Origin of the sequence: Shigella sp. FJ200513, from assembly GCF_040495915.1 — a bacterium.
Lineage (GTDB): Bacteria > Pseudomonadota > Gammaproteobacteria > Enterobacterales > Enterobacteriaceae > ECMA0423.
The window spans coordinates 12813-35916 of sequence record NZ_JBDYCV010000036.1; the positions used below are offsets into that span (position 1 = coordinate 12813).

The following is a 23104-nucleotide window of genomic DNA, read 5'->3' on the forward strand; positions in this document are numbered from 1 at the left end:
ATACCACCATTTCAGAACTATCATATTTACCTTAAATGATCATTTCAGCCATATAACACGCTCAACCTCACAAATGGTTTACACTGTCTATTGTTTGGGTAATTTAAGTAAGTCAGCTACGAGCAACCTTGAGTGGGTCGCCAGCAATGGACTCAAACCCAATCAGGTGTTCAGATTGTTTCAGAATTGTATTAAAAACAATGTATTAAATAATCTGATAGCGTTTGGTCGTAGTGTGACGCAGACAGCAAGCTAATAAGGAAATGATTATGCGCTACCGTTCACTATCTCTACTTATTCCATGTGCACTGCTGCTGAGTGCCTGTACCACCGTCACGCCAGCTTATAAAGATAACGGCCCCCGCACCGGTTCCTGTGTCCAGGGAGGGCCTGACAGTGTGGCTCAACAATTCTACGACTACCGCATTCAACATCGCAGCAATGACATTACCGCCCTGCGCCCCTATTTGAGTGACAAACTGGCAACCCAACTTAGCGATGCCAGCCGCGATAATAGTCATCGTGAATTGTTAAGCAGCGATCCGTTCTCCAGTCGAACCACCTTGCCAGACAGCGCCCACGTTGCCAGTGCATCGACTATCCCTAATCGTGATGCCCGTAACATTCCATTGCGGGTGGATCTCAAACAGGGTGACCAGGGCTGGCAGGATGAAGTGTTAATGATTCAGGAAGGCCAGTGTTGGGTCATCGACGATGTGCGCTACTTAGGCGGTAGCGTTCATGCCACGGCGGGTACGCTCCGTCAGTCCATCGAGAATCGCTAACGCCTTGATCAACCAATAAACCCCGTAAATTATCCGGCATTTCGTGAGGAATGCCGACATTTATGCTCACCGACCACCGCCCCCGTTATTTTGTGCTATGTTTATTGAATAATGCGCTTTGCTTTTAACTTTTAAAGCATAAATATTGCATAATTATTCTGTTAAAGGTACTATCTTCGACCTCAATAGCTATCAGACTGCCAGTATACGAGTGTCAATGAGTATTCAATTAAACGGCATTAATTGCTTCTACGGCGCGCATCAGGCGCTGTTCGATATCACGCTGGATTGCCCACAGGGCGAAACGCTGGTGTTACTTGGCCCCAGCGGCGCGGGTAAAAGCTCGCTGCTGCGTGTACTCAATCTGCTTGAGATGCCGCGCTCCGGTACGCTCAACATTGCAGGCAACCATTTCGATTTCACCAAAACACCCTCTGACAAAGCGATTCGCGATTTGCGTCGTAACGTTGGCATGGTGTTTCAGCAATACAACCTGTGGCCGCATCTGACCGTGCAGCAAAACCTGATTGAAGCGCCCTGCCGTGTACTGGGGTTGAGTAAAGATCAGGCGCTGGCCCGTGCAGAAAAACTGCTGGAACGTCTGCGTCTCAAACCTTATAGCGATCGTTACCCGCTGCATCTTTCTGGTGGTCAGCAGCAGCGTGTTGCTATTGCCCGTGCGTTGATGATGGAACCGCAGGTACTGCTGTTCGATGAACCGACCGCCGCACTGGACCCGGAAATTACGGCACAAATCGTCAGCATCATTCGTGAGCTGGCAGAAACGAATATTACCCAGGTGATCGTCACCCACGAAGTTGAAGTGGCGCGTAAAACCGCCAGCCGAGTGGTGTATATGGAAAATGGTCATATCGTAGAACAAGGCGACGCGAGCTGCTTTACCGAGCCGCAAACCGAAGCATTTAAAAACTATCTCTCTCACTAAGATTCGGGATAACAACAATGAAAAAAGTTCTGATTGCCGCGTTAATTGCAGGTTTTAGTCTTTCCGCCACAGCTGCCGAAACCATTCGTTTTGCTACCGAAGCCCCCTATCCTCCGTTTGAATCGATTGATGCAAACAACCAGATCGTTGGTTTTGACGTCGACCTGGCGCAGGCACTGTGTAAAGAGATTGATGCAACCTGTACTTTCTCTAACCAGGCGTTTGACAGCCTGATCCCAAGCCTGAAATTCCGTCGCGTAGAAGCAGTGATGGCGGGCATGGATATCACTCCGGAGCGTGAAAAGCAGGTACTGTTTACTACCCCGTACTATGACAACTCTGCCCTGTTTGTGGGTCAGCAAGGCAAATACACCAGTGTTGATCAGCTGAAAGGCAAAAAAGTCGGCGTTCAGAACGGGACGACACACCAGAAGTTCATTATGGATAAGCACCCGGAAATCACCACCGTTCCGTATGACAGCTACCAGAACGCAAAACTGGATCTGCAAAACGGGCGTATCGACAGCGTATTTGGTGACACCGCAGTGGTCACTGAGTGGCTGAAAGATAACCCAAAACTGGCGGCAGTGGGCGATAAAGTGACCGATAAAGATTATTTCGGTACTGGCCTCGGCATCGCGGTACGTCAGGGAAACACTGAACTGCAGCAGAAACTCAACACTGCGCTGGAAAAAGTGAAGAAAGATGGCACTTACGAAACCATCTACAACAAATGGTTCCAGAAGTAATTCCTGATGAATGAATTTTTTCCTTTAGCAAGCGCCGCCGGGATGACCGTCGGCCTTGCCGTTTGTGCATTGATTGTCGGGCTGGCGCTGGCGATGTTCTTTGCGGTATGGGAGTCAGCGAAATGGCGTCCTGTCGCGTGGGCAGGTTCAGCGCTGGTAACCATTCTGCGTGGCCTGCCAGAAATTCTGGTAGTGCTGTTTATCTATTTTGGCTCCTCGCAGTTACTGCTGACGCTTTCGGATGGCTTCACTATCAATCTTGGGTTCGTGCAGATCCCGGTGCAGATGGACATTGAGAACTTCGACGTGAGTCCGTTCCTTTGTGGTGTCATCGCTCTGTCACTGCTGTATGCCGCCTATGCCTCGCAAACGCTGCGCGGCGCGTTGAAAGCTGTACCGGTGGGCCAGTGGGAATCTGGTCAGGCGCTGGGGCTGTCGAAATCGGCTATCTTTTTCCGTCTGGTGATGCCGCAGATGTGGCGTCATGCGCTGCCTGGCCTCGGTAACCAGTGGCTGGTGCTGCTGAAAGATACCGCGCTGGTCAGTTTGATTAGTGTGAATGATTTAATGTTACAAACCAAAAGCATTGCTACTCGTACCCAGGAACCATTTACCTGGTACATTGTGGCGGCGGCGATTTACCTGGTGATCACCCTGCTCAGTCAGTACATTCTCAAACGCATTGACCTGCGCGCGACACGTTTTGAGCGGAGGCCCAGCTAATGTTTGAGTATTTACCCGAGCTGATGAAAGGGCTGCACACCAGCCTGACGCTAACCGTTGCCTCGCTGATTGTGGCACTGATTCTGGCATTGATTTTTACCATCATCCTGACGCTGAAAACGCCGGTGCTGGTGTGGCTGGTGCGGGGTTATATCACGCTGTTTACCGGTACGCCGCTGCTGGTGCAGATCTTCCTGATTTATTACGGGCCGGGCCAGTTTCCGACGTTGCAGGAGTATCCGGCACTGTGGCATTTGTTGTCAGAACCGTGGTTATGTGCGCTGATTGCGTTATCGCTGAACAGTGCGGCGTATACCACGCAGCTGTTTTACGGTGCAATTCGTGCGATCCCAGAAGGTCAGTGGCAGTCCTGTAGCGCCCTGGGAATGAGCAAAAAAGATACGCTGGCGATCCTGCTGCCGTATGCCTTTAAACGCTCGCTCTCTTCTTATTCCAACGAAGTGGTGCTGGTGTTCAAAAGTACCTCTCTGGCTTACACCATTACGCTGATGGAAGTGATGGGATACAGCCAGTTGTTGTACGGACGCACCTACGATGTAATGGTGTTCGGTGCGGCAGGGATTATTTACTTGGTCGTCAACGGCCTGCTGACGCTGATGATGCGTCTGATCGAGCGCAAAGCACTGGCATTCGAACGGCGGAATTAATGTAGCTGCGTACATTCGCCGGGGGGGTTTGTAGGTCTGATAAGACGCGCCAGCGTCGCATCAGACATCAGCACGGTGCCTGTGCCGGATGCGGCGTGGACGCCTTATCCGGCCTACATAGTGCATAAATTCTTATAATGAAGACGGACAACTCACTAAGTTATCCGTCTTTTTTTATTTCATTTAAATTATTTAATCATGTTTATTGCATATAAATTCACTTGATGGCATTGTTATCCCATGCCGCAGACACGGCCAAAAATCATAAGATTGACAGACGGGAGTTCCATCATGAAAAAGTTAGTTCTTGCCGCTTTACTTGCTTCCTTTACTTTCGGTGCTTCTGCCGCAGAGAAAATCAATTTTGGCGTTTCAGCCACCTATCCACCCTTTGAATCTATAGGTGCTAATAATGAGATTGTCGGCTTTGATATCGATCTGGCAAAAGCCTTGTGCAAACAAATGCAGGCAGAATGTACTTTTACTAATCACGCGTTCGACAGCCTGATCCCGTCACTGAAATTCAGAAAATATGACGCCGTAATCTCCGGTATGGATATCACCCCGGAGCGTAGCAAGCAGGTTTCGTTTACCACACCCTACTATGAAAACTCAGCCGTCGTGATTTCCAAAAAAGATACCTACAAAACGTTTGCCGACCTGAAAGGCAAACGCATTGGGATGGAAAACGGTACGACGCACCAGAAATATATTCAGGATCAGCACCCGGAAGTGAAAACTGTCTCCTATGACAGTTATCAGAATGCCTTTATCGATCTGAAAAATGGTCGTATTGATGGGGTATTTGGTGACACCGCGGTGGTAAACGAATGGCTGAAAACCAATCCGCAACTGGGCGTTGCGACTGAAAAAGTGACCGATCCGCAATACTTCGGCACCGGCCTGGGTATCGCTGTACGTCCGGATAACAAAGCTCTGCTGGAAAAACTGAATAACGCGCTGGCAGCAATTAAAGCTGACGGTACATATCAGAAAATCAATGACCAGTGGTTTCCGCAGTAATTGAGACTGATGACAAAAGTAAGATTGCCTGATGCGCTGCGCTTATCCGGCCCACATCAACTCTGCAATGTATTGATTTAGCATGATTTTGTAGGCCGGATAAGGCGTTCACGCCGCATCCGGCATGAACAAAGCGCACCTGATCAGCAATCTGAAGCCGCACCTGTGGCTTTTTTATTGCTTCACCAGCAGCGTCAACACTTCATAGTGCGCGGTGTGCGGGAACATATCAAAAAGCTGTACCCGTTCGATGCGGTAACCTGGCAGTTCGCGGATATCTTTCGCCATGGTTTGGGCGTTACAGCTGGAGTAGATAATAAAACGCGGTGCCATCGTTGAAAGATAATCACACAGCGGTTTACCAATGCCGCGGCGCGGCGGGTTAACCAGCACCAGCTCCGGCACCTCCCCCTGAGCAGTGGCAAACTGAGTGGAGTCCAGCGCCTGAAATTGTAAACGAGTTAAGCCCAGTTCAGCGGCTGACTGCTTTGCACAGGCAATGGCCTCTGGCGCAATTTCGATCCCGGTTAACTGCATGTCAGGCGTCGCGCAGTGTAAACCAAAGCCCCCCACACCGCAGAACAGATCCCACATATGTTTAACCGGCAGCTGTCGTACCCAGTCGCGCGCGGTGGCGTACAACTGGCTGGCGACCGCCGGATTAGTCTGGAAGAAACTTTGCGGACGGATCCACAGCGGTACGTCATTAAAACGCTCCGCCAGTGCCTGTTGTTCGGTCAGGTAGATCTCCGTCTCCCCTTCCATAATCGCCATATGTACCGGCTGAATATTGACGGTAATAACTTTCAGCTGCGGTAGTTGTTCGTGTAACCACGGCAGCGCCTTACGCAGTTGCGCCAGCTTGGTATCAGAACGCAGTACAAAGCGCAGCATCATGCCGCCATCACTCTGGCTTTCAGTCAGCAGAATGTATTTCAGTTCGCCACGCTTACGCGCCACGTTGTAGGGCGTTAACCCCGCTCGGGCGATAAACGGTTTTAGCGCCGCAAAAACGGGCGCAAATGAGGCTGGATAAAGCGGGCAGTCACAAAGGTCTTCCGGCGTGCCATCGCGATGCAGCATACCGAGCAGTGTTTTTTCAACGCTACCACTCACCACCATTTTGGCTTTATTACGAAACCCTTGTTCCGGGCCTGACACCGGCGCGCACCATTCCTCAACCGGAAAATCGGCGAGCAGATTTTTAAGATCGGCGGTTTTAGCGGAGAGTTGCTCTGGAATCGGCTGCGTTATCCACTGACAGGAACGACAGCGACCCGCGTCGTAAAGTGCGCACTGCATACATTGACCTTCACATCATCAGGGGCGACGATTATACACATTATTGCAACTGGAAGAACCGCCGACTGGTCGAGGGAACGAACAGCAGCATCAGGATGAGCATATCCGGCAGCTTCTGCAGCATCAGGCTATGGAAGATTTCACGTTTTGATTCACCGGGAATGCTGAACAGCTCCGGATAACCGTACCCCAGCGAAGCCGCCCACAAGTAACTTGCGGCGGTGATTTGTGTCAGCAGATATAGCCAGCGCGCCCAGCGACGCCCTTTCACCAGTGAAAACGCACACCAGATCTCAATGAAAACCAGCACCAGACTGCTTAAAAAGACCAGCGTTAAACTCCAGGTTTGTACGCTGCGATGAATGAACTCGCCAATACCGCGCACGCCCAGCGTATTGAAAATCATCAGCACGTCGAGGCCACGGATCATAATAATGGCGAGCGCCGCCACCTGCACCAGCGCAGGCACATTCAGGCGAGCATGAGATGAAGATGTTTTCTTAAAAAATCCCAACGTTTCGTCTTCCATGAAAACAATGCCGCGACATGCGCGGCATTATGTAGCCAGGTTGGCAAATTTTAGTGTCTTCAGCCACGTCTTGCACGTTGGATGTCGCGTATCCGCTGTTTTTCTGCGCGCGCCATCAGATACCAGGCGATAAATCCGACAATTCCGACCGCGCCGAGGATCAATGTTGCCAGGGCGTTGATTTCCGGATTCACCCCCATCCGCACGCTGGAAAAGACCAGCATCGGTAACGTGGTGGCTCCCGGCCCGGAAACAAAGCTGGCGATCACCAGATCATCAAGCGACAAAGTAAAAGCCAGTAACCAGCCAGAAATGATCGCGGGCATGATCATCGGTAGCGTAATGACGAAAAACACTTTCAGCGGCGTCGCACCGAGATCCATCGCGGCTTCTTCTATCGAGCGATCCAGTTCCCGCAGACGCGACGAAATAACGACCGCCACATAAGCCGTACAGAAAGTGACATGCGCCAGCCAGATGGTAAGCATACCGCGGTCCGCAGGCCAGCCAATGGCATGAGCAAGCGCGACGAATAATAACAACAGCGACAAGCCCGTGATGACATCTGGCATTACTAGCGGCGCGGTGATCATAAAGGCAAAGCCATTTGATCCGCGAAACCTGCCAAAGCGCACCAGCACCACCGCCGCAATAGTCCCGAGGATCGCCGCCGCCGTTGCCGCACAGGCAGCAATTGTCAGGCTTGAACCAACCGCACTCATCATCGCGTCATCGCGCAATAACTCACCATACCAGCGCGTTGACCAGCCGCCCCACACCGTCACCAGCTTCGAGCTGTTAAACGAATAGATAACCAGCATCAGCATTGGCGCGTAGAGAAAGGTAAAGCCCAGCAGCAAAATCACAATCCGCCAGGGCGAACGAACTACCGGTAAATTATTCATCCGTGTTCTCCCACGCTTTTTTGCTGGTGTTTGTGGAACCACATTATCGGCACAATTAGCAGCAGCAACATGATGATCGCTACCGCCGAGGCCACCGGCCAGTCGCGGTTATTGAAAAACTCTTGCCATAGCACGCGCCCGATCATGATGCTGTCCGGGCCACCGAGCAGTTCCGGGATCACAAACTCGCCCACAGCCGGGATAAACACCAGCATCGATCCGGCAATAATCCCACCTTTAGTCAGCGGCACGATCACAGTAAAGAACGTTTTCAGCGGTCGTGCACCGAGATCCAGCGCTGCTTCCACCAGCGAATAATCAATACGAATCAACGCGGTATAAATCGGCAGCACCATAAACGGCACGTAGGCGTAAACAATGCCAATATAAACTGCCAGATTGGTATGAAGAATGGTCAGCGGTTGATCGATAACCCCCAGCCACAGCAGAAAATTATTCAGCACACCGTTGTTTTTTAATATTCCCATCCAAGCATAAACGCGGATCAGAAACGAGGTCCACGACGGCAGGATCACCAGTAGTAATAAAATATTACGGGTCGAAGGCTTACTGTGCGCCACCGCCCACGCCAGCGGATAGCCGATCAGTAAACAGCAAAATGTCGAAATCGCAGCCACCTGTAGCGACTGGAGATAAGCATCGAAATAGAGCGGATCGTCGGTCAGTTGCAGAAAATTACCGAGATTAAGAGTGATGGACAGTTGCCCGTCAGCCCACTCCATCAGTTCGGTATAAGGTGGAATAGCGCGCGCCATCTCCGCCAGGCTTATTTTAAAGACAATCAGAAATGGCAGCAGAAACAGCAAGATCAACCAGATATATGGCAACGCAATGACCAGTTTGCGCCCATGCTTCATTTGCAGCTGCGACAACCACAGCTTAAATCCGCCCGGCGGTTTCGACTGGGCAGCAGGTTCAAGTGTATTCATCTTTGCTCCTTAAACCGTCAGCACCACACAGCTGTCCACTTCCCAGCACAAACGCACTTCGTCGCCCCAGGTCGGTAACCCTTTACGATGACGATGGGCGTTTTGTAGCTGGGCACTAATCATCTGCCCACTTTTCAGACGAACGTGATACACCGAAAGATCGCCGAGATAGGCAATGTGTATCACCTCCCCCACCGCGAAGTTACAACCATTGGCGGGCGGCTCTTCGCAAAGCATGATTTTTTCCGGGCGCAGCGCCACATGTACCGGCACGTTATCGACCACCGAGGCATCCGCGTCGACTTTCAGTGGATGCACCAGCCCCGGCGAATCAAGCACCAAGCCATCTTCCTGACGCTCTTTGAGTACGCCTTCAAAGACGTTTACCGAGCCAATAAATTCGGCGCTATAGCGGGTAGTCGGATGCTCGTAGATCTCTTCCGGTTCGCCAATCTGGACAAATTTCCCACGATTCATAATGGCGATGCGCCCCGCCATGGTCATCGCCTCTTCCTGATCGTGGGTGACCATCACACAAGTCACACCGACGCGCTCCAGAATATCCACCACTTCAAGCTGCATCCGGTCACGCAGCTTTTTATCCAGCGCGCCCATCGGCTCGTCGAGCAGTAATAGTTTCGGGCGCTTGGCAAGGCTTCGGGCCAGGGCCACACGCTGTCGCTGACCACCAGAAAGCTGATGCGGTTTACGTTTGGCGAACTCCTGCATGTGCACCAGGCCGAGCATCTCATTGACCCGACTGGAAATTTCCGCTTTCGGTAGTTTGTCCTGTTTCAGGCCAAAAGCGATGTTCTGTTCCACGGTCATATGCGGAAACAGCGCGTAAGACTGAAACATCATATTGATGGGGCGCAGGTAAGGCGGAACCTGTGACAAATCGACGCCATCAAGCATTATCTGTCCGGCAGAAGGTTGTTCGAAACCTGCCAGCATACGCAGCAGCGTGGACTTGCCACAGCCGGATGCGCCCAGCAGCGCGAAGATTTCACCTTTGTAGATGGTCAGGCTGACATCATCCACCGCATGTTGACCATCGTAGGATTTGGTGAGGTTGCGGATTTCTAATAGCGGCGTCAGCGCCTTACGGGTTTTCGCCTGCGGGCGAGGGATAGCGTCATTCACGGCTGCTCTCCGGCATTGAATGTGTGCAAGCGCACCATGATGGTGCGAATTGCCGGCGGGTGTGGTGCGCCCGCCCGGCATCTAAGGCTGCGGATTATTTTCCGCTCTTCACTTTGGTCCACGCGCGGGTGCGCACACGGTCGATTTTCGGGTCCTGCACTTTCAGAGTGAACAGCTTCGCACGAACATCCGCAGGCGGATAAATACCCGGGTTCTCATGGACTTCCGCACTCACCAGCGGCGTGGCTGCTTTATTGGCGTTGACATAGAACACATGGTCGGAAATATGCGCTACTACATCCGGGCGCAGCAGGTAATTCAGGAACTGATAGGCTTCGTCTTTGTTTTTGGCATCCGCTGGCATGGCGAATACATCAAAGAACGCCATCGCCCCTTCTTTTGGAATCGAGAACGAGACATTCACTCCATTCTTCGCTTCCTTCGCGCGGTTTGACGCCTGCCAGACATCACCTGCCCAGCCGATAGCGACGCAAATATCGCCGTTTGCCAGGTCGTTAATGTATTGAGATGAATGGAAATAACGAATGTTCGGGCGCAGCTTTAACAGCAGATCGGTTGCCGGTCCGGTGTAATCATCCGCTTTAGTGCTGTTGGGATCTTTGCCGAGATAATTCAACACGGTAGCAAAAACTTCTTCTGGCGCATCCAGGAAAGAGACACCGCAGCTTTTCAGTTTTTCCAGATTTTCAGGTTTGAGGATCAAGTCCCAGCTATCGACGGGCGCGTTTTCGCCCAGCACAGCTTTAACTTTATCAACGTTATAGCCAATCCCGGTCGTCGCCCACATATAGGGCATAGCAAATTTATTGTCGGGATCGTGTTTGGCGACCAGCTTCAGCAGCTCCGGGTCGAGATTCTTCCACTCCGGCAATTTGCTTTTGTCCAGCGGCTGGAAAACTCCCGCAGTCAACTGGCGTTCTAGAAAGCTGGCAGATGGAACCACCAAGTCAAAGCCGGTGCTACCCGCCATTAATTTGCCTTCCAGTACTTCGTTAGAGTCGAAAACATCGTAGACGACTTTAATACCGGTTTCTTTTTCAAAATTGGCCACCGTGTCAGGGGCGATATAATCAGACCAGTTATAAATGTGGAGTGTTTTTTGTTCAGCCGCGAGCGTGCCGACAGAGACGGCCATCAGAGCACCCGCAACCAGACCCGATAGCCATTTTTTATTTAAGGCGGTCACATCTCTTTCCTTCTGAAAGTTCGTTAACAAACGAACAAAAGTTGTCACACTGAAAGATATGCAATAAACGTGCATATTTTTTTATCGGCGCGGTGTAAGAAAAGAGAACTCTCTCCCGGCCAGCACTGCTCGCTATATAGAAGCATCGCAAGAATAACTTTAGCCAGGGTTTGAGACTATAGCTCGGATTAAAAAACGGTATTTAACAAATTTTTATGCGTATTTGCTCTATGTGATAAAGCCAAATCGACACAAGAGAAGTGAAATAATCTTTAAGAAAAGGTTAAAAACAGCAGATAATTTTGCAGCGCGCAGTCACTGCGGCAGCGACTGCGTGCTCGAAAGGAATTATCAGTGGAGAAAATAGTTTTCGGTAACGTTGTTTTGCCCTTCATCGTCAGTCGGTAACAGCAGTTGATGGGCATTAGCTTCAAGAATGACCATCGAAATCTGCTCTTCGCTCTGACGCACGAACCATGCAAACTGCTCATAGGTTACGCCCTGCATAACGGATAAAGACTGGCAAACCACCAGCTTTGGCAGATTATCATCCTGCATATCAAGAAATGCTTTCACGGTCAGCGAACTGGCATTGATGGCAGATAAATCCGCCGCCAGCGGCAATACGGCTGAAGGTCGGACTTCCGCCATGGCAGAAAACAGGATCGTGTTATCGATCAGATCGATTTTGGCATCAAAGACACCGTCGAAATTCTGCATATGGGGCAGATGCAGAGCCTGACAGTTATCACATTCAAAAAAACTCATCCCCAGGTCATCGAGCCATTGACGCAGCGTATCCAGACCAGGAACGACCAGCGATGTCATAATTTTGTACAACCTCTTTCGATAAAAAGACCGGCACAGCTTACGCAAAAAGCGCAGGCAAAACCATGATCAGTAATGTGATTGCGACTAACCACCCGTTTTCAGGCAATATTCTGTCGTAGCGTGGCGTTCGATCCAGCGGATCATTTTACCCGCGATATCGATACCGGTGGTTTTTTCTATTCCTTCCAGCCCCGGCGACGCATTCACTTCCATCACCAACGGCCCGCGATTAGCACGCAGAATATCCACACCAGCAACGTCCAGCGCCATCGTTCGCGCGGCTTTTATCGCGATTTCACGCTCCTGTGGTGTGATACTGGCGACGCTTGCCGCGCCGCCACGATGCAAATTGGAACGAAAATAGCCCTCTTTCGCCCGCCGTTCAATCGCAGCGACCACTTCATCACCAACAACCAGACAGCGGATATCGCACCCTTGCGCCTCTTTGATATATTCCTGCACCAGAATATGCGCGTTCAGACCGCGGAAAGCGTCAATCACGCTTTCCGCCGCCTGACGAGTCTCCGCCAGCACGACGCCAATTCCCTGCGTGCCTTCAACCAACTTGACCACCAGCGGCGCACCACCGACCATGTCGATTAAATCGCTGGTATCATCCGGCGAATGCGCAATGCCCGTGACAGGCAGGTCGATGCCCTGACGCGCCAGCAGTTGCATGGAACGCAATTTGTCACGCGCCCGGGCAATGGCGACCGACTCATTGAGCGGATAGCTCCCCAGCATCTCGAACTGGCGCAGTGCCGCCGTCCCATAAAAGGTAATGGCGGTGCCAATACGCGGGATCACTGCGTCAAAATGGGGTAACTTGCGGCCTTTGTAGTAAATAGAAGACGCCGCAGGATTTATGTTCATGTAGCAAGAAAGCGGATCAAGAATTTCAACCAGGTGACCGCGCTGTATAGCGGCTTCACGCAGCCGCTTACACGAATAGAGCGTTCCATCCCGGGACAATATGGCAATTTTCACCCTGCACCTCTCTGTCAGACCTGGTCAAAAGCCCGCGTATCATACATCGACGTGGCGGTTTTAGCGCGTCGCCCAACCCTGTTTGTGCAAATAATCCAGAATAAATGGGCGGCTTTCTTTAATGATTGTTCGGCGGATATGATCGCTCCAGGTATCCCAGCGATTATTGCTGCCACGGGTGAGGTAATATTCCGCCAGTTGCTCGTCATACTGCGCCAGTGCGTCTTTATCCAGCGGTTGATAGCTGTTTTCATGCACCAAAATGGAGGCCGGTAAACGCGGCTTGAGATCCGGATTATCCGCAGGCCAGCCAAGGCACAGCCCAAACAGCGGCAGAACATGCTGCGGTAATTTCAGCAGTTTCGTCACCGCTTCAATATTATTGCGCAGGCCGCCGATATATACCCCGCCCAATCCCAGCGATTCCGCTGCGGTTAATGCATTCTGCGCCATCATTGCCGTATCAACGACACCGAGCAACAGTTGTTCCGCCAGGCCGAGCTGAGCATCCGGACAGATCTGTAAATGGCGGTTAAAGTCGGCACAGAACACCCAGAACTCCGCCGCTTGCGCTACGTGTTTTTGCCCGCCGGTCAGCGTCACCAGTTCTTCACGTAATGCTTTGTCGGTAATGCGAATAATGCTACTACACTGCAAAAAACTGGAACTGGACGTCGCACGGGCGCTGTTAATAATCGCCTCACACTGCGCTTCGGAAATGGGTTCATCAGTGAAATGGCGAATGGCGCGATGGCCACAAATAAGTTCAATGGTTGGCGTCATTATCTTTTTCTCTTTCTGAACGTGAATATTGCGGTGGACAGTTCATCAGCTGTGGGGCAAGACGTTTTGCCACCTGAAGAATAACCACCACCGCAGCGGGAAGCATGAGCAAAACACCGAGAAAAATCATCAGAATCTGCACTTCTGGCCGAGAAAATGGCTCAGGCAGCGACAGGGAGTCGCTTACCGACAGCAGCGCCACCGCCAGTAGCATCATTCCGATAAATTCCAGTATCAACACGCCTTTAGGCAATTTACCGATCGCGCGCATACGCTTCCCTCTGCAAAGTGAGCCTTCAGTCTAAAACTTTTCACTGTATTGTGTTTAACAGTTATAGCTTTTAGCAATTAATGCAACAGGTTAAACCTACTTTCAGCGAATACATTTTAGCGTGATCATTACAGGCATAAATCTATGAGGAGAGAAATAATGCAAACCGTTATTTTTGGTCGTTCGGGTTGCCCTTACTGTGTGCGTGCAAAAGATCTGGCTGAGAAATTGAGCAATGAACGCGATGATTTTCAGTATCAGTATGTAGATATTCGTGCGGAAGGGATCACTAAAGAAGATCTACAACAAAAGGCAGGTAAACCCGTAGAAACCGTGCCGCAGATTTTTGTCGATCAGCAACATATCGGCGGCTATACCGATTTTGCTGCATGGGTGAAAGAAAATCTGGACGCCTGATCGTCTGACAAGCCCTCGCGTTGAGGGCTTTACTGATTTTTTCTGTGCTGTGGTTTAAACAAACTACTGATAAATAAGAAACACAGTGCCCCCAGCGCACACCAGAACACCGCGCTTAGTAACCATGCCAGCTCTTGCCAGAATGAGCGCGTCGGTGAAAAAAACAGCCGCATAATGAGCATTGAACAGGGTGCCGCCAGCATTGCGCCAAATAGAGGTTTCAGGACTTCTCTACGCTGTGAAAAGAAACTGGCAACTGCTCCAGGAAGAATGAAAAACAGCAAGCCGATTTCAGGATGCCCGGCAGCCCGAAAAGCGCCTTTCATGTGCGTCGCCAGAAAAAGGCACACCACAATGAAGAGGACAAAACAGCAGATTGCCCCCGCCCAACGTTGTTTATGTTTCACTCGTTCCTCCTGACACTGCGTCTATCGAACACATTTTTCGCCAGTGTGGCGTTCAGTAAGATAAAGCCGCTTCGCATTCCATGCTAATATAGGCCAACGCAATTCATATAGCCGTTGATACCTAATGTGATTACACTAGTAAAATATATTGTTACTTTACTATCGTTTAGGTGCGCTGAATGAATCTGCGCCCTGAATTCTGGTAAAACACATTATCGTAAATTAGCATTTCTTTCAACAGCTTACTAGTAAACAAGAAGTTAGCCTCCGTGAATATAAACGTCGCCGAATTGTTAAATGGGAATTACATTCTGTTATTATTTGTGGTCCTCGCGCTTGGGCTATGTCTCGGAAAGTTACGACTTGGTTCGATCCAACTGGGTAATTCCATTGGCGTTTTAGTCGTATCGCTGTTATTAGGCCAACAACATTTCAGCATTAACACCGATGCGCTTAATCTTGGCTTTATGCTGTTTATTTTCTGCGTCGGGGTCGAAGCCGGACCGAACTTTTTTTCCATTTTTTTTCGCGATGGGAAAAATTACCTAATGTTAGCACTGGTGATGGTTGGCAGTGCGCTGGTGATCGCCTTAGGGTTAGGTAAGCTGTTTGGCTGGGATATTGGCCTGACGGCCGGTATGTTAGCAGGCTCTATGACGTCGACACCGGTTCTGGTCGGTGCTGGCGATACACTGCATCATTCCGGCATGGAAAGCAGGCAGCTCTCACTGGCACTGGATAATCTGAGCCTCGGGTATGCCTTAACCTATTTAATCGGTCTGGTGAGTTTGATTGTTGGTGCGCGTTACTTGCCGAAATTGCAGCATCAGGACTTACAGACCAGCGCCCAGCAAATCGCCCGCGAACGTGGCCTGGACACTGATGCCAACCGTAAGGTTTATTTACCGGTGATCCGCGCCTATCGCGTCGGCCCGGAGCTGGTGGCCTGGACCGACGGCAAAAATCTGCGTGAACTGGGTATTTATCGACAAACCGGCTGCTACATTGAACGTATTCGACGTAACGGGATTCTGGCAAATCCAGACGGTGATGCCGTGCTACAAATGGGCGATGAAATAGCGTTGGTAGGCTATCCCGACGCCCATGCCCGACTCGATCCCAGCTTCCGTAACGGTAAAGAAGTTTTCGATCGTGACCTTCTCGACATGCGTATCGTCACTGAAGAAGTGGTCGTTAAAAACCATAACGCTGTAGGTAAACGTCTCGCACAACTGAAGTTGACCGATCACGGTTGCTTCCTTAACCGCGTCATTCGTAGCCAGATTGAGATGCCGATAGATGACAACGTCGTGCTTAACAAAGGTGACGTTTTACAAGTCAGCGGTGATGCCCGTCGCGTAAAAACCATCGCCGATCGCATCGGCTTTATCTCGATTCACAGCCAGGTCACTGACCTGCTGGCATTTTGCGCCTTCTTTGTTATTGGGCTGATGATCGGGATGATCACCTTCCAGTTCAGCACATTCAGTTTCGGCATGGGGAACGCTGCCGGGTTGTTATTCGCCGGAATTATGCTGGGCTTTATGCGTGCTAACCACCCGACCTTCGGTTACATTCCGCAAGGTGCATTAAGCATGGTGAAAGAGTTCGGCTTGATGGTGTTTATGGCAGGCGTTGGTCTGAGCGCCGGTAGCGGTATTAATAACGGCCTGGGCGCGATTGGCGGTCAGATGTTGATTGCCGGATTAATTGTCAGTCTTGTGCCCGTGGTTATCTGTTTCTTGTTCGGTGCTTATGTATTGCGAATGAACCGCGCACTGTTGTTCGGCGCAATGATGGGCGCACGCACCTGCGCGCCGGCAATGGAGATCATCAGTGATACAGCTCGCAGTAACATCCCTGCGCTGGGCTATGCGGGCACCTACGCAATCGCCAACGTCCTGCTGACGCTGGCAGGGACAATCATCGTCATGGTATGGCCAGGATTAGGATAAAACTGAAGTTGCCCTGAAAATGAAATTTTTTTGCACAACCGCAGAACTTTTCCGCAGGGCATCAGTCTTAATTAGTGCCACTGCTTTTCTTTGATGTCCCCATTTTGTGGAGCCCATCAACCCCGCCATTTCGGTTCAAGGTTGATGGGTTTTTTGTTATCTAAAATTTATCTACTACCCTGCAACCCTCTCAACCATCCTCAAAATCTCCTCGCGCGATAGCGGCTTACGGTCGGTGACAAAATGCAGCGTCATCCCCTCAATAAACGCATCAAGCGCGCGGGCGGTTCCGGGTTCAAACCATTGTTCGAGCGTTTGCTGACTGCGCTGCATCCAGTTTTGCATTACCGTTTTTAATAGCGGTTTTCGGCTAGCCAGCGCGTAGAGCTGGTACATCAGCTCCATATTATCCGGCGTTGCAACCTGTGAGCTGTAGATCATATCGGTGATAGCCTGGCATGCGCCTTGAGCATCACTAACATCGCTAAAAAATGCCTGATATTGCCGGGACATAATCTCAGTAAAACTGCTGAACGCCTCCAGCAACAACTCATCAATTCCTGAAAAATAGTAGGTCATCGATCCCAACGGTACCCCGGCAAGGGTAGCAATTTTGCGGTGCGTAACAGCATGTATTCCGTAAAGTTTCACCGCCTCCAGCGTGGCCTGGATAATTTTTTCTCGCCGTTGCGGATCGTTAGCGCGACGCATGTCATTTCCTCTGTCTGCAATTGTGTACAAATGTACACAACCTTGCTAATGTTGTCTTCCCTCTTCTTATTTTGACGTGATCTATGACCGTAAATTCTTCACGTAATGCATTGAAACGCCGAACCTGGGCGCTGTTTATGTTCTTCTTTTTGCCAGGCCTGTTAATGGCGTCCTGGGCAACCCGTACGCCTGCTATCCGCGATATTCTCTCTGTCTCGATCGCTGAAATGGGCGGTGTTCTCTTTGGTCTGTCGATCGGTTCGATGAGCGGTATTCTCTGCTCGGCGTGGTTAGTGAAACGCTTTGGGACACGTAATGTCATCCTGGTCACGATGTCCTGCGCATTGATCGGGATGATGATATTAAGTCTGGCACTCTGGCTGACATCGCCCCTGCTCTTTGCCGTTGGTCTCGGCGTCTTTGGGGCAAGTTTTGGTTCTGCGGAAGTGGCGATAAACGTTGAAGGTGCCGCCGTTGAGCGAGAAATGAATAAAACGGTTTTGCCGATGATGCACGGTTTTTATAGCCTGGGCACGCTGGCAGGCGCTGGTGTCGGGATGGCACTGACGGCCTTTGGCGTTCCGGCAACGGTGCACATTTTATTGGCGGCGCTGGTAGGTATCGCGCCTATTTATATCGCCATTCAGGCAATCCCTGACGGTACGGGCAAAAATGCTGCCGATGGCACCCAGCATGGCGAAAAAGGCATTCCTTTTTATCGCGATATCCAGTTGCTGTTGATTGGTGTTGTAGTGCTGGCGATGGCCTTTGCCGAAGGTTCTGCCAACGACTGGTTACCCTTATTAATGGTTGATGGTCACGGTTTTAGCCCCACTTCCGGCTCACTGATTTATGCCGGTTTTACCCTGGGGATGACCGTTGGACGCTTCACCGGCGGTTGGTTCATCGACAGTTACAGTCGCGTTGCCGTGGTTCGGGCCAGTGCACTAATGGGGGCGTTGGGTATTGGGCTGATTATTTTTGTCGATAGCGCCTGGGTCGCAGGAGTGTCTGTTGTACTTTGGGGACTGGGTGCCTCGCTGGGCTTCCCGCTGACCATTTCTGCCGCCAGCGATACCGGCCCCGATGCACCAACCCGCGTCAGTGTGGTAGCAACGACCGGTTATCTGGCTTTCCTCGTCGGGCCGCCGCTGCTGGGCTATCTCGGCGAACATTATGGATTACGTAGTGCAATGCTGGTTGTACTGGCGCTGGTTATTCTCGCGGCTATTGTCGCGAAAGCCGTCGCCAAACCCGATACCAAAACGCAGACGGCGATGGAGAATAGTTGATGAGCATTAAATTAATTGCGGTAGACATGGATGGTACTTTCTTAAGCGATCAAAAAACCTATAACCGTGAGCGGTTTATGGCTCAGTATCAGCAAATGAAAGCACAAGGCATTCGCTTTGTGGTCGCCAGCGGGAATCAATATTATCAGTTGATCTCTTTCTTCCCTGAAATTGCGAATGAAATTGCCTTTGTGGCTGAAAACGGCGGCTGGGTAATGAGTGAAGGCAAAGATGTTTTTAATGGCGAGCTGTCGAAGGATGCGTTTGCTACTGTCGTGGAACATTTGCTGACGCGCCCGGAAGTGGAAATTATTGCCTGCGGAAAAAATAGCGCCTATACACTCAAAAAATATGACGATGCCATGAAAACGGTGGCGGAAATGTATTATCACCGTCTGGAATACGTCGATAACTTTGACAACTTAGAAGATATTTTCTTTAAGTTTGGCCTGAATCTTTCCGATGAACTGATTCCACAAGTACAAAAAGCATTACATGAGGCCATCGGCGATATTATGGTGCCAGTCCACACCGGCAACGGCAGCATCGATCTGATTATCCCCGGCGTACATAAAGCCAATGGCCTTCGCCAACTGCAGAAATTATGGGGAATAGACGACAGCGAAGTGGTGGTCTTTGGCGATGGCGGTAACGATATTGAGATGCTGCGTCAGGCAGGCTTTAGTTTTGCAATGGAAAATGCCGGCAGCGCAGTCGTCGCAGCGGCAAAATACCGGGCAGGCTACAATAACCGTGAAGGCGTACTGGATGTGATCGATAAAGTTCTTAAACACGAAGCGCCATTTGACCAATAAAAACGGCAGCACGCCCGGCAACACAATGCCTGAATGAAGGCTGCATAATTCGCGGAAATTAACCCGCTGCATTATTTCAGGCGAAATGATTATGAAAAATTGTCTACTGTTGGGCGCGCTTTTAATGGGCTTTACTGGTGTGGCGATGGCGCAAAGTGTCACCGTCGATGTGCCGAGTGGATACAAAGTGGTTGTGGTTCCTGATTCAGTCAGCGTTCCACAAGCGGTCAGCGTCGCGACTGTGCCGCAAACCGTCTATGTGGCTCCTGCGCCAGCTCCGGCTTACCGCCCGCATCCTTATGTTCGCCATCTTGCCAGCGTAGGTGAAGGGATGGTTATCGAACACCAGATTGACGACCATCACCATTAATTCGAGAATGCCTGATCGCACAAATCAATCAGGCATTTTTTTACCCTTCGTGAGAATTTCCCATCTGTTTATCTTTTAAAAAGATAACCATCAGCGACAGCCACAAAATTCCGTTGACAAGGTTGAAGAGATTAAACAGTCCGTTGCCCCCGTTCAGCCAGGCATGTTTGCTGATTTCAATACCGACGGTAAAGATCAGCATTTGCAGCATTCCCATCGCCGCAGAAACCGTACCTTTACTCATATCGCTGGCAAACAGGGTTAATCGCACCAGTCCCGCATTCGCCAGACCAATACCGAAAGCATAAATACTTAACCCGGCGGTCATCCATAAATACGCGTGCGATGAGATAACCGTTGCCGCAGCAGCGACCAACAGACCAATCATAATCGGCCAGCCGCCCATAATAATCAGCGAACGTACGGTGCGGCGCGAGGTCAGACGCGCTAACAGCAAGTTACCCGCAATTAACGCCCCGAAAATAGGCACTTGCAGCAAGCCATATTCATAGCTGCTCAACTGCTCCCCGGTAATGATGATAATCGGCGACTGGGCGATCCACGCCAGCAATGGCAGGCTAACGAATCCCAGCGCCCCCGCCACAAAGCGGCCGTTCTTCAGCACCAGCTTATAGTCACGACCGAGTTCTTTCAGTGACAGTTTCTCGCCTATACGCATGGCGGTTTCAGGCATAGCTCGTTGCAGACCGAAAAAGGAGATCGCTGCCAATGCGGCAAACAAAACAAACATCCCCTCCCAAGGCAGCACATGGATCCACGCCGCGCCCACCAGCGGACCAAGTAGCGGAGCAATCAGCGCCACGTTCGCCATCAGCGCGGTGATCTTGATACAAACCGCCTCTTCGAAGGATTCCTGAATTGCGGCGTATCCCACAGCGCCAATGAAACAGAAGCTTATGCCCTGCAAGAAGCGCAACAGGGTGAATTGTTCAATGTTTTGCGCCAGTAATATTGCCAGACAGGTGACGATAAACCACACCACACCCGCCAGCATCACCGGACGGCGACCAATACGATCCGACAGCGGCCCCAGGAGCCATTGTAAAAACATCCCGCCCGCCAGATACGCGGTCATCGAAGTAGGAACCCAATCAATGCCCGCCTGATATTGTTCCACCACGGCCAACATACCGGGTTGGATCATATCGTTGCCGATATAGGTTGAAAATTCGTAAAGCACCAGACAGAGAGGGAAAAGTAACGCCTGACGTCCAAGCCTGGCACCGGAAGCTAATTTATTTTGCATGCAATTTCTTCGCCAATAATAATCGCGCAGAGTTTAATAAAAGCGCAGCTAACGAGAAAGCGAATTTTGTAGCTGAAACCACGGTTAAGCACATTCTTACATTATTGCGAGTATAGCTACGCTTTCTTTAAGTTTTATTTAACCTATGCCCGTTACAATCACCCACCGTAAACAGGCCGCTTGAGGGAAATAAGACGATGCCGCTTTACCCAGTTTAACCTGCACTTTATTCTCAACGACTTGCCTGTATTGGCTCCCTTTTAATCACTTTGCGTCGGGAAGTTATGCTGGAAAATTTGAATCTCTCTCTATTCTCTCTTATTAACGCGACGCCAGACTCGGCTCCGTGGATGATCTCGTTGGCGATTTTTATTGCTAAAGATTTGATTACCGTGGTGCCGTTGCTGGCCGCGGTACTTTGGTTGTGGGGGCTTACAGCACAACGGCAACTGGTGATAAAAATCGCTATCGCGCTGGCGGTCAGCCTGTTTGTGTCCTGGACGATGGGACATCTTTTTCCGCACGACCGACCCTTTGTCGAAAATATCGGCTATAACTTCCTGCATCATGCGGCGGATGACTCATTCCCGAGCGATCACGGTACGGTGATTTTCACCTTTGCACTGGCATTTTTATGCTGGCATCGCCTGTGGTCCGGCTCACTTTTAATGGTGCTGGCCGTCGTCATTGCCTGGTCGCGCGTTTATCTTGGCGTCCACTGGCCGCTGGATATGCTCGGTGGATTGCTGGCAGGTATGATTGGCTGCCTTAGTGCCCAGATTATCTGGCAAGCGATGGGGCATAAACTCTATCAACGTCTGCAATCGTGGTATCGCGTCTGTTTTGCATTACCGATCCGCAAAGGCTGGGTGCGTGACTGATCTCTGCTAAAAAGTGTAGTATTGAGCGGCTCGCTTCAATAACTATTCAGAGGGATTATGGAAACACGTCGCGAAGAGCGTATCGGGCAGCTGCTGCAAGAATTAAAACGCAGCGATAAGTTACATCTTAAAGACGCCGCCGCCCTGCTTGGGGTTTCGGAGATGACGATTCGTCGCGATCTGAACAACCACAGTGCGCCCGTCGTTTTGCTCGGCGGCTATATTGTTCTGGAACCGCGCAGTGCCAGCCATTACCTGTTAAGCGATCAAAAATCCCGCCTGGTGGAAGAAAAACGCCGGGCGGCAAAACTGGCTGCGACACTGGTAGAACCCGATCAGACCCTCTTTTTTGACTGTGGCACCACCACGCCGTGGATTATTGAAGCGATTGATAATGAAATCCCTTTTACCGCCGTTTGTTATTCGCTAAATACCTTTCTGGCGCTGAAAGAGAAACCCCATTGCCGCGCATTTCTGTGCGGTGGTGAATTTCACGCCAGCAACGCCATTTTCAAACCCATCGATTTTCAGCAAACGTTGAATAATTTTTGCCCGGATATCGCTTTTTATTCCGCGGCGGGCGTGCATGTCAGTAAAGGCGCTACCTGTTTTAATCTTGAAGAGTTGCCGGTAAAACACTGGGCCATGTCGATGGCGCAAAAGCATGTGCTGGTTGTCGACCACAGTAAATTTGGCAAGGTGCGTCCGGCGCGCATGGGTGACCTGAAACGCTTTGATATTGTGGTGAGTGATTGTTGCCCGGAAGATGAGTATGTGAAGTACGCGCAGACGCACCGTATTAAGTTGATGTATTAATGACGTATAACCGGATGACGTTTCGCGCCATCCGGTTATCAGAAGATTAAGAGAACCAGCTGCCGAACCACTGATGGAATTTCATCATCACGAAATCCCACATCCTACCAAAGAATCCGCCCTCTTCCACATTTTCCATCACGATCAGCGGACGCTGCTCAATGGATTTACCGTTAAGCTGGAAATCAATGGTCCCGACAACCTGACCTTTTTTCAGCGGTGCGGTAAGCTGCGGTTCCGTTAACGTGTAGCTCGCCTTCAGGTTTTTCAGCTGCCCACGCGGTATGGTCACGGTGAGGTGTACTGGCAATAGCGGACACTACCATTTGTTCTTTTTTAAGCAGCCATCTGATGATATTTTTCCCTGAAGG

At 50.7% G+C, this 23104-nt stretch carries 26 protein-coding genes and 1 pseudogene; 13 read left to right on the forward strand and 14 right to left on the reverse strand.

The genetic code is table 11. The features are described from left to right. Positions 1-269 precede the first annotated feature (269 nt). The 6 genes from ABZJ92_RS10095 (at position 270) to artJ (ending at position 4894) form a co-directional block, all read left to right on the forward strand. Positions 270-785, forward strand: coding sequence for a lipoprotein (locus tag ABZJ92_RS10095; protein WP_001270662.1), 516 nt, complete (start codon positions 270-272; stop codon positions 783-785). A gap of 217 nt (positions 786-1002) precedes the next feature. Beyond that, complete coding sequence (gene artP / locus ABZJ92_RS10100; RefSeq protein ID WP_000027205.1) at positions 1003-1731, forward strand: arginine ABC transporter ATP-binding protein ArtP; 729 nt, start codon at positions 1003-1005, stop codon at positions 1729-1731. A 17-nt stretch (positions 1732-1748) separates the two neighbouring features. After that, positions 1749-2480, forward strand: a complete 732-nt coding sequence (gene artI, locus ABZJ92_RS10105) for an arginine ABC transporter substrate-binding protein ArtI (RefSeq protein ID WP_000756561.1) — start codon at positions 1749-1751, stop codon at positions 2478-2480. 6 nt (positions 2481-2486) lie between these two features. Beyond that, a complete protein-coding gene (artQ, locus tag ABZJ92_RS10110) occupies positions 2487-3203 on the forward strand; it encodes an arginine ABC transporter permease ArtQ (RefSeq protein WP_001001691.1) in 717 nt (238 codons plus the stop codon). Then, positions 3203-3871, forward strand: a complete 669-nt coding sequence (gene artM, locus ABZJ92_RS10115) for an arginine ABC transporter permease ArtM (RefSeq protein WP_000464491.1) — start codon at positions 3203-3205, stop codon at positions 3869-3871. The genes artQ and artM overlap by 1 nt, the downstream gene beginning before the upstream one ends. Before the next feature lie 291 nt (positions 3872-4162). Next, complete coding sequence (gene artJ, locus ABZJ92_RS10120; protein WP_005048400.1) at positions 4163-4894, forward strand: arginine ABC transporter substrate-binding protein ArtJ; 732 nt, start codon at positions 4163-4165, stop codon at positions 4892-4894. A 174-nt stretch (positions 4895-5068) separates the two neighbouring features. Here the strand turns inward: artJ and rlmC are convergent, their stop codons facing one another. From rlmC to ABZJ92_RS10170, 10 genes are all read right to left on the reverse strand, one after another. Next, positions 5069-6196, reverse strand: coding sequence for a 23S rRNA (uracil(747)-C(5))-methyltransferase RlmC (gene rlmC / locus ABZJ92_RS10125; RefSeq protein WP_001149748.1), 1128 nt, complete (start codon positions 6194-6196; stop codon positions 5069-5071). A gap of 40 nt (positions 6197-6236) precedes the next feature. After that, positions 6237-6725, reverse strand: coding sequence for a YbjO family protein (locus ABZJ92_RS10130; protein ID WP_000389260.1), 489 nt, complete (start codon positions 6723-6725; stop codon positions 6237-6239). 59 nt (positions 6726-6784) lie between these two features. Further along, positions 6785-7630, reverse strand: coding sequence for a putrescine ABC transporter permease PotI (potI, locus tag ABZJ92_RS10135; RefSeq protein ID WP_001061675.1), 846 nt, complete (start codon positions 7628-7630; stop codon positions 6785-6787). Further along, positions 7627-8580: a putrescine ABC transporter permease PotH gene (gene potH, locus ABZJ92_RS10140; protein ID WP_001093858.1), complete on the reverse strand. Its 954-nt coding sequence runs from the start codon at positions 8578-8580 to the stop codon at positions 7627-7629. The genes potI and potH overlap by 4 nt, the downstream gene beginning before the upstream one ends. A 9-nt stretch (positions 8581-8589) precedes the next feature. Then, positions 8590-9723 carry a putrescine ABC transporter ATP-binding subunit PotG gene (gene potG / locus ABZJ92_RS10145; protein ID WP_000996021.1) on the reverse strand — a complete coding sequence of 378 codons (1134 nt, stop codon included), beginning with the start codon at positions 9721-9723 and terminating at the stop codon, positions 8590-8592. A gap of 94 nt (positions 9724-9817) precedes the next feature. Beyond that, entirely contained in the window at positions 9818-10930 is a 1113-nt protein-coding gene (potF, locus tag ABZJ92_RS10150) for a spermidine/putrescine ABC transporter substrate-binding protein PotF (protein WP_000126077.1), read from the reverse strand. Between the two features lie 351 nt (positions 10931-11281). Further along, positions 11282-11758, reverse strand: a complete 477-nt coding sequence (locus tag ABZJ92_RS10155; RefSeq protein ID WP_000203025.1) for a type III secretion system chaperone family protein — start codon at positions 11756-11758, stop codon at positions 11282-11284. An 87-nt stretch (positions 11759-11845) separates the two neighbouring features. Next, positions 11846-12748 carry a 30S ribosomal protein S6--L-glutamate ligase gene (gene rimK, locus ABZJ92_RS10160; protein ID WP_000684352.1) on the reverse strand — a complete coding sequence of 301 codons (903 nt, stop codon included), beginning with the start codon at positions 12746-12748 and terminating at the stop codon, positions 11846-11848. A gap of 60 nt (positions 12749-12808) precedes the next feature. Further along, positions 12809-13531 carry a nitroreductase NfsA gene (gene nfsA / locus ABZJ92_RS10165; RefSeq protein ID WP_000189113.1) on the reverse strand — a complete coding sequence of 241 codons (723 nt, stop codon included), beginning with the start codon at positions 13529-13531 and terminating at the stop codon, positions 12809-12811. Beyond that, a complete protein-coding gene (locus ABZJ92_RS10170; RefSeq protein WP_001201557.1) occupies positions 13515-13802 on the reverse strand; it encodes a DUF1418 family protein in 288 nt (95 codons plus the stop codon). The genes nfsA and ABZJ92_RS10170 overlap by 17 nt, the downstream gene beginning before the upstream one ends. 159 nt (positions 13803-13961) lie before the next feature. Between ABZJ92_RS10170 and grxA the strand changes: the two genes are divergently transcribed. Beyond that, positions 13962-14219 carry a glutaredoxin 1 gene (gene grxA, locus ABZJ92_RS10175; RefSeq protein WP_001195240.1) on the forward strand — a complete coding sequence of 86 codons (258 nt, stop codon included), beginning with the start codon at positions 13962-13964 and terminating at the stop codon, positions 14217-14219. Positions 14220-14248: 29 nt separating this feature from the next. On the opposite strand, the gene ABZJ92_RS10180 is transcribed toward grxA, so the two are convergent. Further along, positions 14249-14626: an inner membrane protein YbjM gene (locus tag ABZJ92_RS10180; RefSeq protein ID WP_000681108.1), complete on the reverse strand. Its 378-nt coding sequence runs from the start codon at positions 14624-14626 to the stop codon at positions 14249-14251. Between the two features lie 269 nt (positions 14627-14895). Between ABZJ92_RS10180 and ABZJ92_RS10185 the strand changes: the two genes are divergently transcribed. Continuing rightward, positions 14896-16581 carry an aspartate:alanine antiporter gene (locus ABZJ92_RS10185; protein ID WP_001024865.1) on the forward strand — a complete coding sequence of 562 codons (1686 nt, stop codon included), beginning with the start codon at positions 14896-14898 and terminating at the stop codon, positions 16579-16581. Between the two features lie 174 nt (positions 16582-16755). Here the strand turns inward: ABZJ92_RS10185 and rcdA are convergent, their stop codons facing one another. Further along, positions 16756-17292: a DNA-binding transcriptional regulator RcdA gene (rcdA, locus tag ABZJ92_RS10190; RefSeq protein WP_001297003.1), complete on the reverse strand. Its 537-nt coding sequence runs from the start codon at positions 17290-17292 to the stop codon at positions 16756-16758. An 83-nt stretch (positions 17293-17375) separates the two neighbouring features. Here rcdA and ABZJ92_RS10195 point away from each other — a divergent pair, with 83 nt between their 5' ends. The 3 genes from ABZJ92_RS10195 to ybjH all read left to right on the forward strand — a co-directional run bounded on the left by ABZJ92_RS10195 (position 17376) and on the right by ybjH (position 19769). Continuing rightward, positions 17376-18584 carry an MFS transporter gene (locus tag ABZJ92_RS10195; protein WP_000217851.1) on the forward strand — a complete coding sequence of 403 codons (1209 nt, stop codon included), beginning with the start codon at positions 17376-17378 and terminating at the stop codon, positions 18582-18584. Beyond that, the gene (gene ybjI, locus ABZJ92_RS10200) at positions 18584-19399 is read left to right on the forward strand and encodes a 5-amino-6-(5-phospho-D-ribitylamino)uracil phosphatase (RefSeq protein WP_000023563.1); all 816 of its coding nucleotides are present in this window, start codon (positions 18584-18586) and stop codon (positions 19397-19399) included. The genes ABZJ92_RS10195 and ybjI overlap by 1 nt, the downstream gene beginning before the upstream one ends. Positions 19400-19484: 85 nt before the next feature. Then, the gene (ybjH, locus tag ABZJ92_RS10205) at positions 19485-19769 is read left to right on the forward strand and encodes a protein YbjH (protein WP_000605480.1); all 285 of its coding nucleotides are present in this window, start codon (positions 19485-19487) and stop codon (positions 19767-19769) included. A 40-nt stretch (positions 19770-19809) separates the two neighbouring features. Here ybjH and mdfA read toward each other — a convergent pair whose 3' ends face one another. After that, complete coding sequence (mdfA, locus tag ABZJ92_RS10210; RefSeq protein WP_001180084.1) at positions 19810-21036, reverse strand: multidrug efflux MFS transporter MdfA; 1227 nt, start codon at positions 21034-21036, stop codon at positions 19810-19812. 284 nt (positions 21037-21320) lie between these two features. On the opposite strand from mdfA, the gene ybjG reads away from it, so the two are divergent. Both ybjG and deoR read left to right on the forward strand, forming a co-directional pair. Further along, on the forward strand, positions 21321-21917 hold the full coding sequence (ybjG, locus tag ABZJ92_RS10215; protein ID WP_001612704.1) for an undecaprenyl-diphosphate phosphatase: 597 nt from the start codon (positions 21321-21323) through the stop codon (positions 21915-21917). 57 nt (positions 21918-21974) lie between these two features. Continuing rightward, positions 21975-22733 (forward strand): DNA-binding transcriptional repressor DeoR, encoded by a 759-nt coding sequence (deoR, locus tag ABZJ92_RS10220; protein WP_000450120.1) that lies wholly within the window; start codon positions 21975-21977, stop codon positions 22731-22733. Between the two features lie 46 nt (positions 22734-22779). Here the strand turns inward: deoR and ABZJ92_RS10225 are convergent. After that, positions 22780-23028 (reverse strand): annotated as a pseudogene (locus ABZJ92_RS10225) (serine-type D-Ala-D-Ala carboxypeptidase); the annotation flags it as partial. Between the last annotated feature and the right edge of the window lie 76 nt (positions 23029-23104).

Excerpts from the sequence above, each read along its gene's own strand:
- rcdA (WP_001297003.1), bottom strand. The coding sequence starts at position 17,292 with ATGCGTCGCGCTAACGATCCGCAACGGCGAGAAAAAATTATCCAGGCC.
- ybjI (WP_000023563.1), top strand. The coding sequence starts at position 18,584 with ATGAGCATTAAATTAATTGCGGTAGACATGGATGGTACTTTCTTAAGC.
- potI (WP_001061675.1), bottom strand. The coding sequence starts at position 7,630 with ATGAATAATTTACCGGTAGTTCGTTCGCCCTGGCGGATTGTGATTTTG.
- deoR (WP_000450120.1), top strand. The coding sequence starts at position 21,975 with ATGGAAACACGTCGCGAAGAGCGTATCGGGCAGCTGCTGCAAGAATTA.
- rlmC (WP_001149748.1), bottom strand. The coding sequence starts at position 6,196 with ATGCAGTGCGCACTTTACGACGCGGGTCGCTGTCGTTCCTGTCAGTGG.
- ABZJ92_RS10155 (WP_000203025.1), bottom strand. The coding sequence starts at position 11,758 with ATGACATCGCTGGTCGTTCCTGGTCTGGATACGCTGCGTCAATGGCTC.
- artJ (WP_005048400.1), top strand. The coding sequence starts at position 4,163 with ATGAAAAAGTTAGTTCTTGCCGCTTTACTTGCTTCCTTTACTTTCGGT.
- ABZJ92_RS10170 (WP_001201557.1), bottom strand. The coding sequence starts at position 13,802 with ATGCGCGCGATCGGTAAATTGCCTAAAGGCGTGTTGATACTGGAATTT.
- ybjH (WP_000605480.1), top strand. The coding sequence starts at position 19,485 with ATGATTATGAAAAATTGTCTACTGTTGGGCGCGCTTTTAATGGGCTTT.
- artQ (WP_001001691.1), top strand. The coding sequence starts at position 2,487 with ATGAATGAATTTTTTCCTTTAGCAAGCGCCGCCGGGATGACCGTCGGC.
- potH (WP_001093858.1), bottom strand. The coding sequence starts at position 8,580 with ATGAATACACTTGAACCTGCTGCCCAGTCGAAACCGCCGGGCGGATTT.
- ABZJ92_RS10095 (WP_001270662.1), top strand. The coding sequence starts at position 270 with ATGCGCTACCGTTCACTATCTCTACTTATTCCATGTGCACTGCTGCTG.
- mdfA (WP_001180084.1), bottom strand. The coding sequence starts at position 21,036 with ATGCAAAATAAATTAGCTTCCGGTGCCAGGCTTGGACGTCAGGCGTTA.
- nfsA (WP_000189113.1), bottom strand. The coding sequence starts at position 13,531 with ATGACGCCAACCATTGAACTTATTTGTGGCCATCGCGCCATTCGCCAT.
- artI (WP_000756561.1), top strand. The coding sequence starts at position 1,749 with ATGAAAAAAGTTCTGATTGCCGCGTTAATTGCAGGTTTTAGTCTTTCC.
- grxA (WP_001195240.1), top strand. The coding sequence starts at position 13,962 with ATGCAAACCGTTATTTTTGGTCGTTCGGGTTGCCCTTACTGTGTGCGT.
- ybjG (WP_001612704.1), top strand. The coding sequence starts at position 21,321 with ATGCTGGAAAATTTGAATCTCTCTCTATTCTCTCTTATTAACGCGACG.
- artP (WP_000027205.1), top strand. The coding sequence starts at position 1,003 with ATGAGTATTCAATTAAACGGCATTAATTGCTTCTACGGCGCGCATCAG.
- ABZJ92_RS10195 (WP_000217851.1), top strand. The coding sequence starts at position 17,376 with ATGACCGTAAATTCTTCACGTAATGCATTGAAACGCCGAACCTGGGCG.
- artM (WP_000464491.1), top strand. The coding sequence starts at position 3,203 with ATGTTTGAGTATTTACCCGAGCTGATGAAAGGGCTGCACACCAGCCTG.
- ABZJ92_RS10130 (WP_000389260.1), bottom strand. The coding sequence starts at position 6,725 with ATGGAAGACGAAACGTTGGGATTTTTTAAGAAAACATCTTCATCTCAT.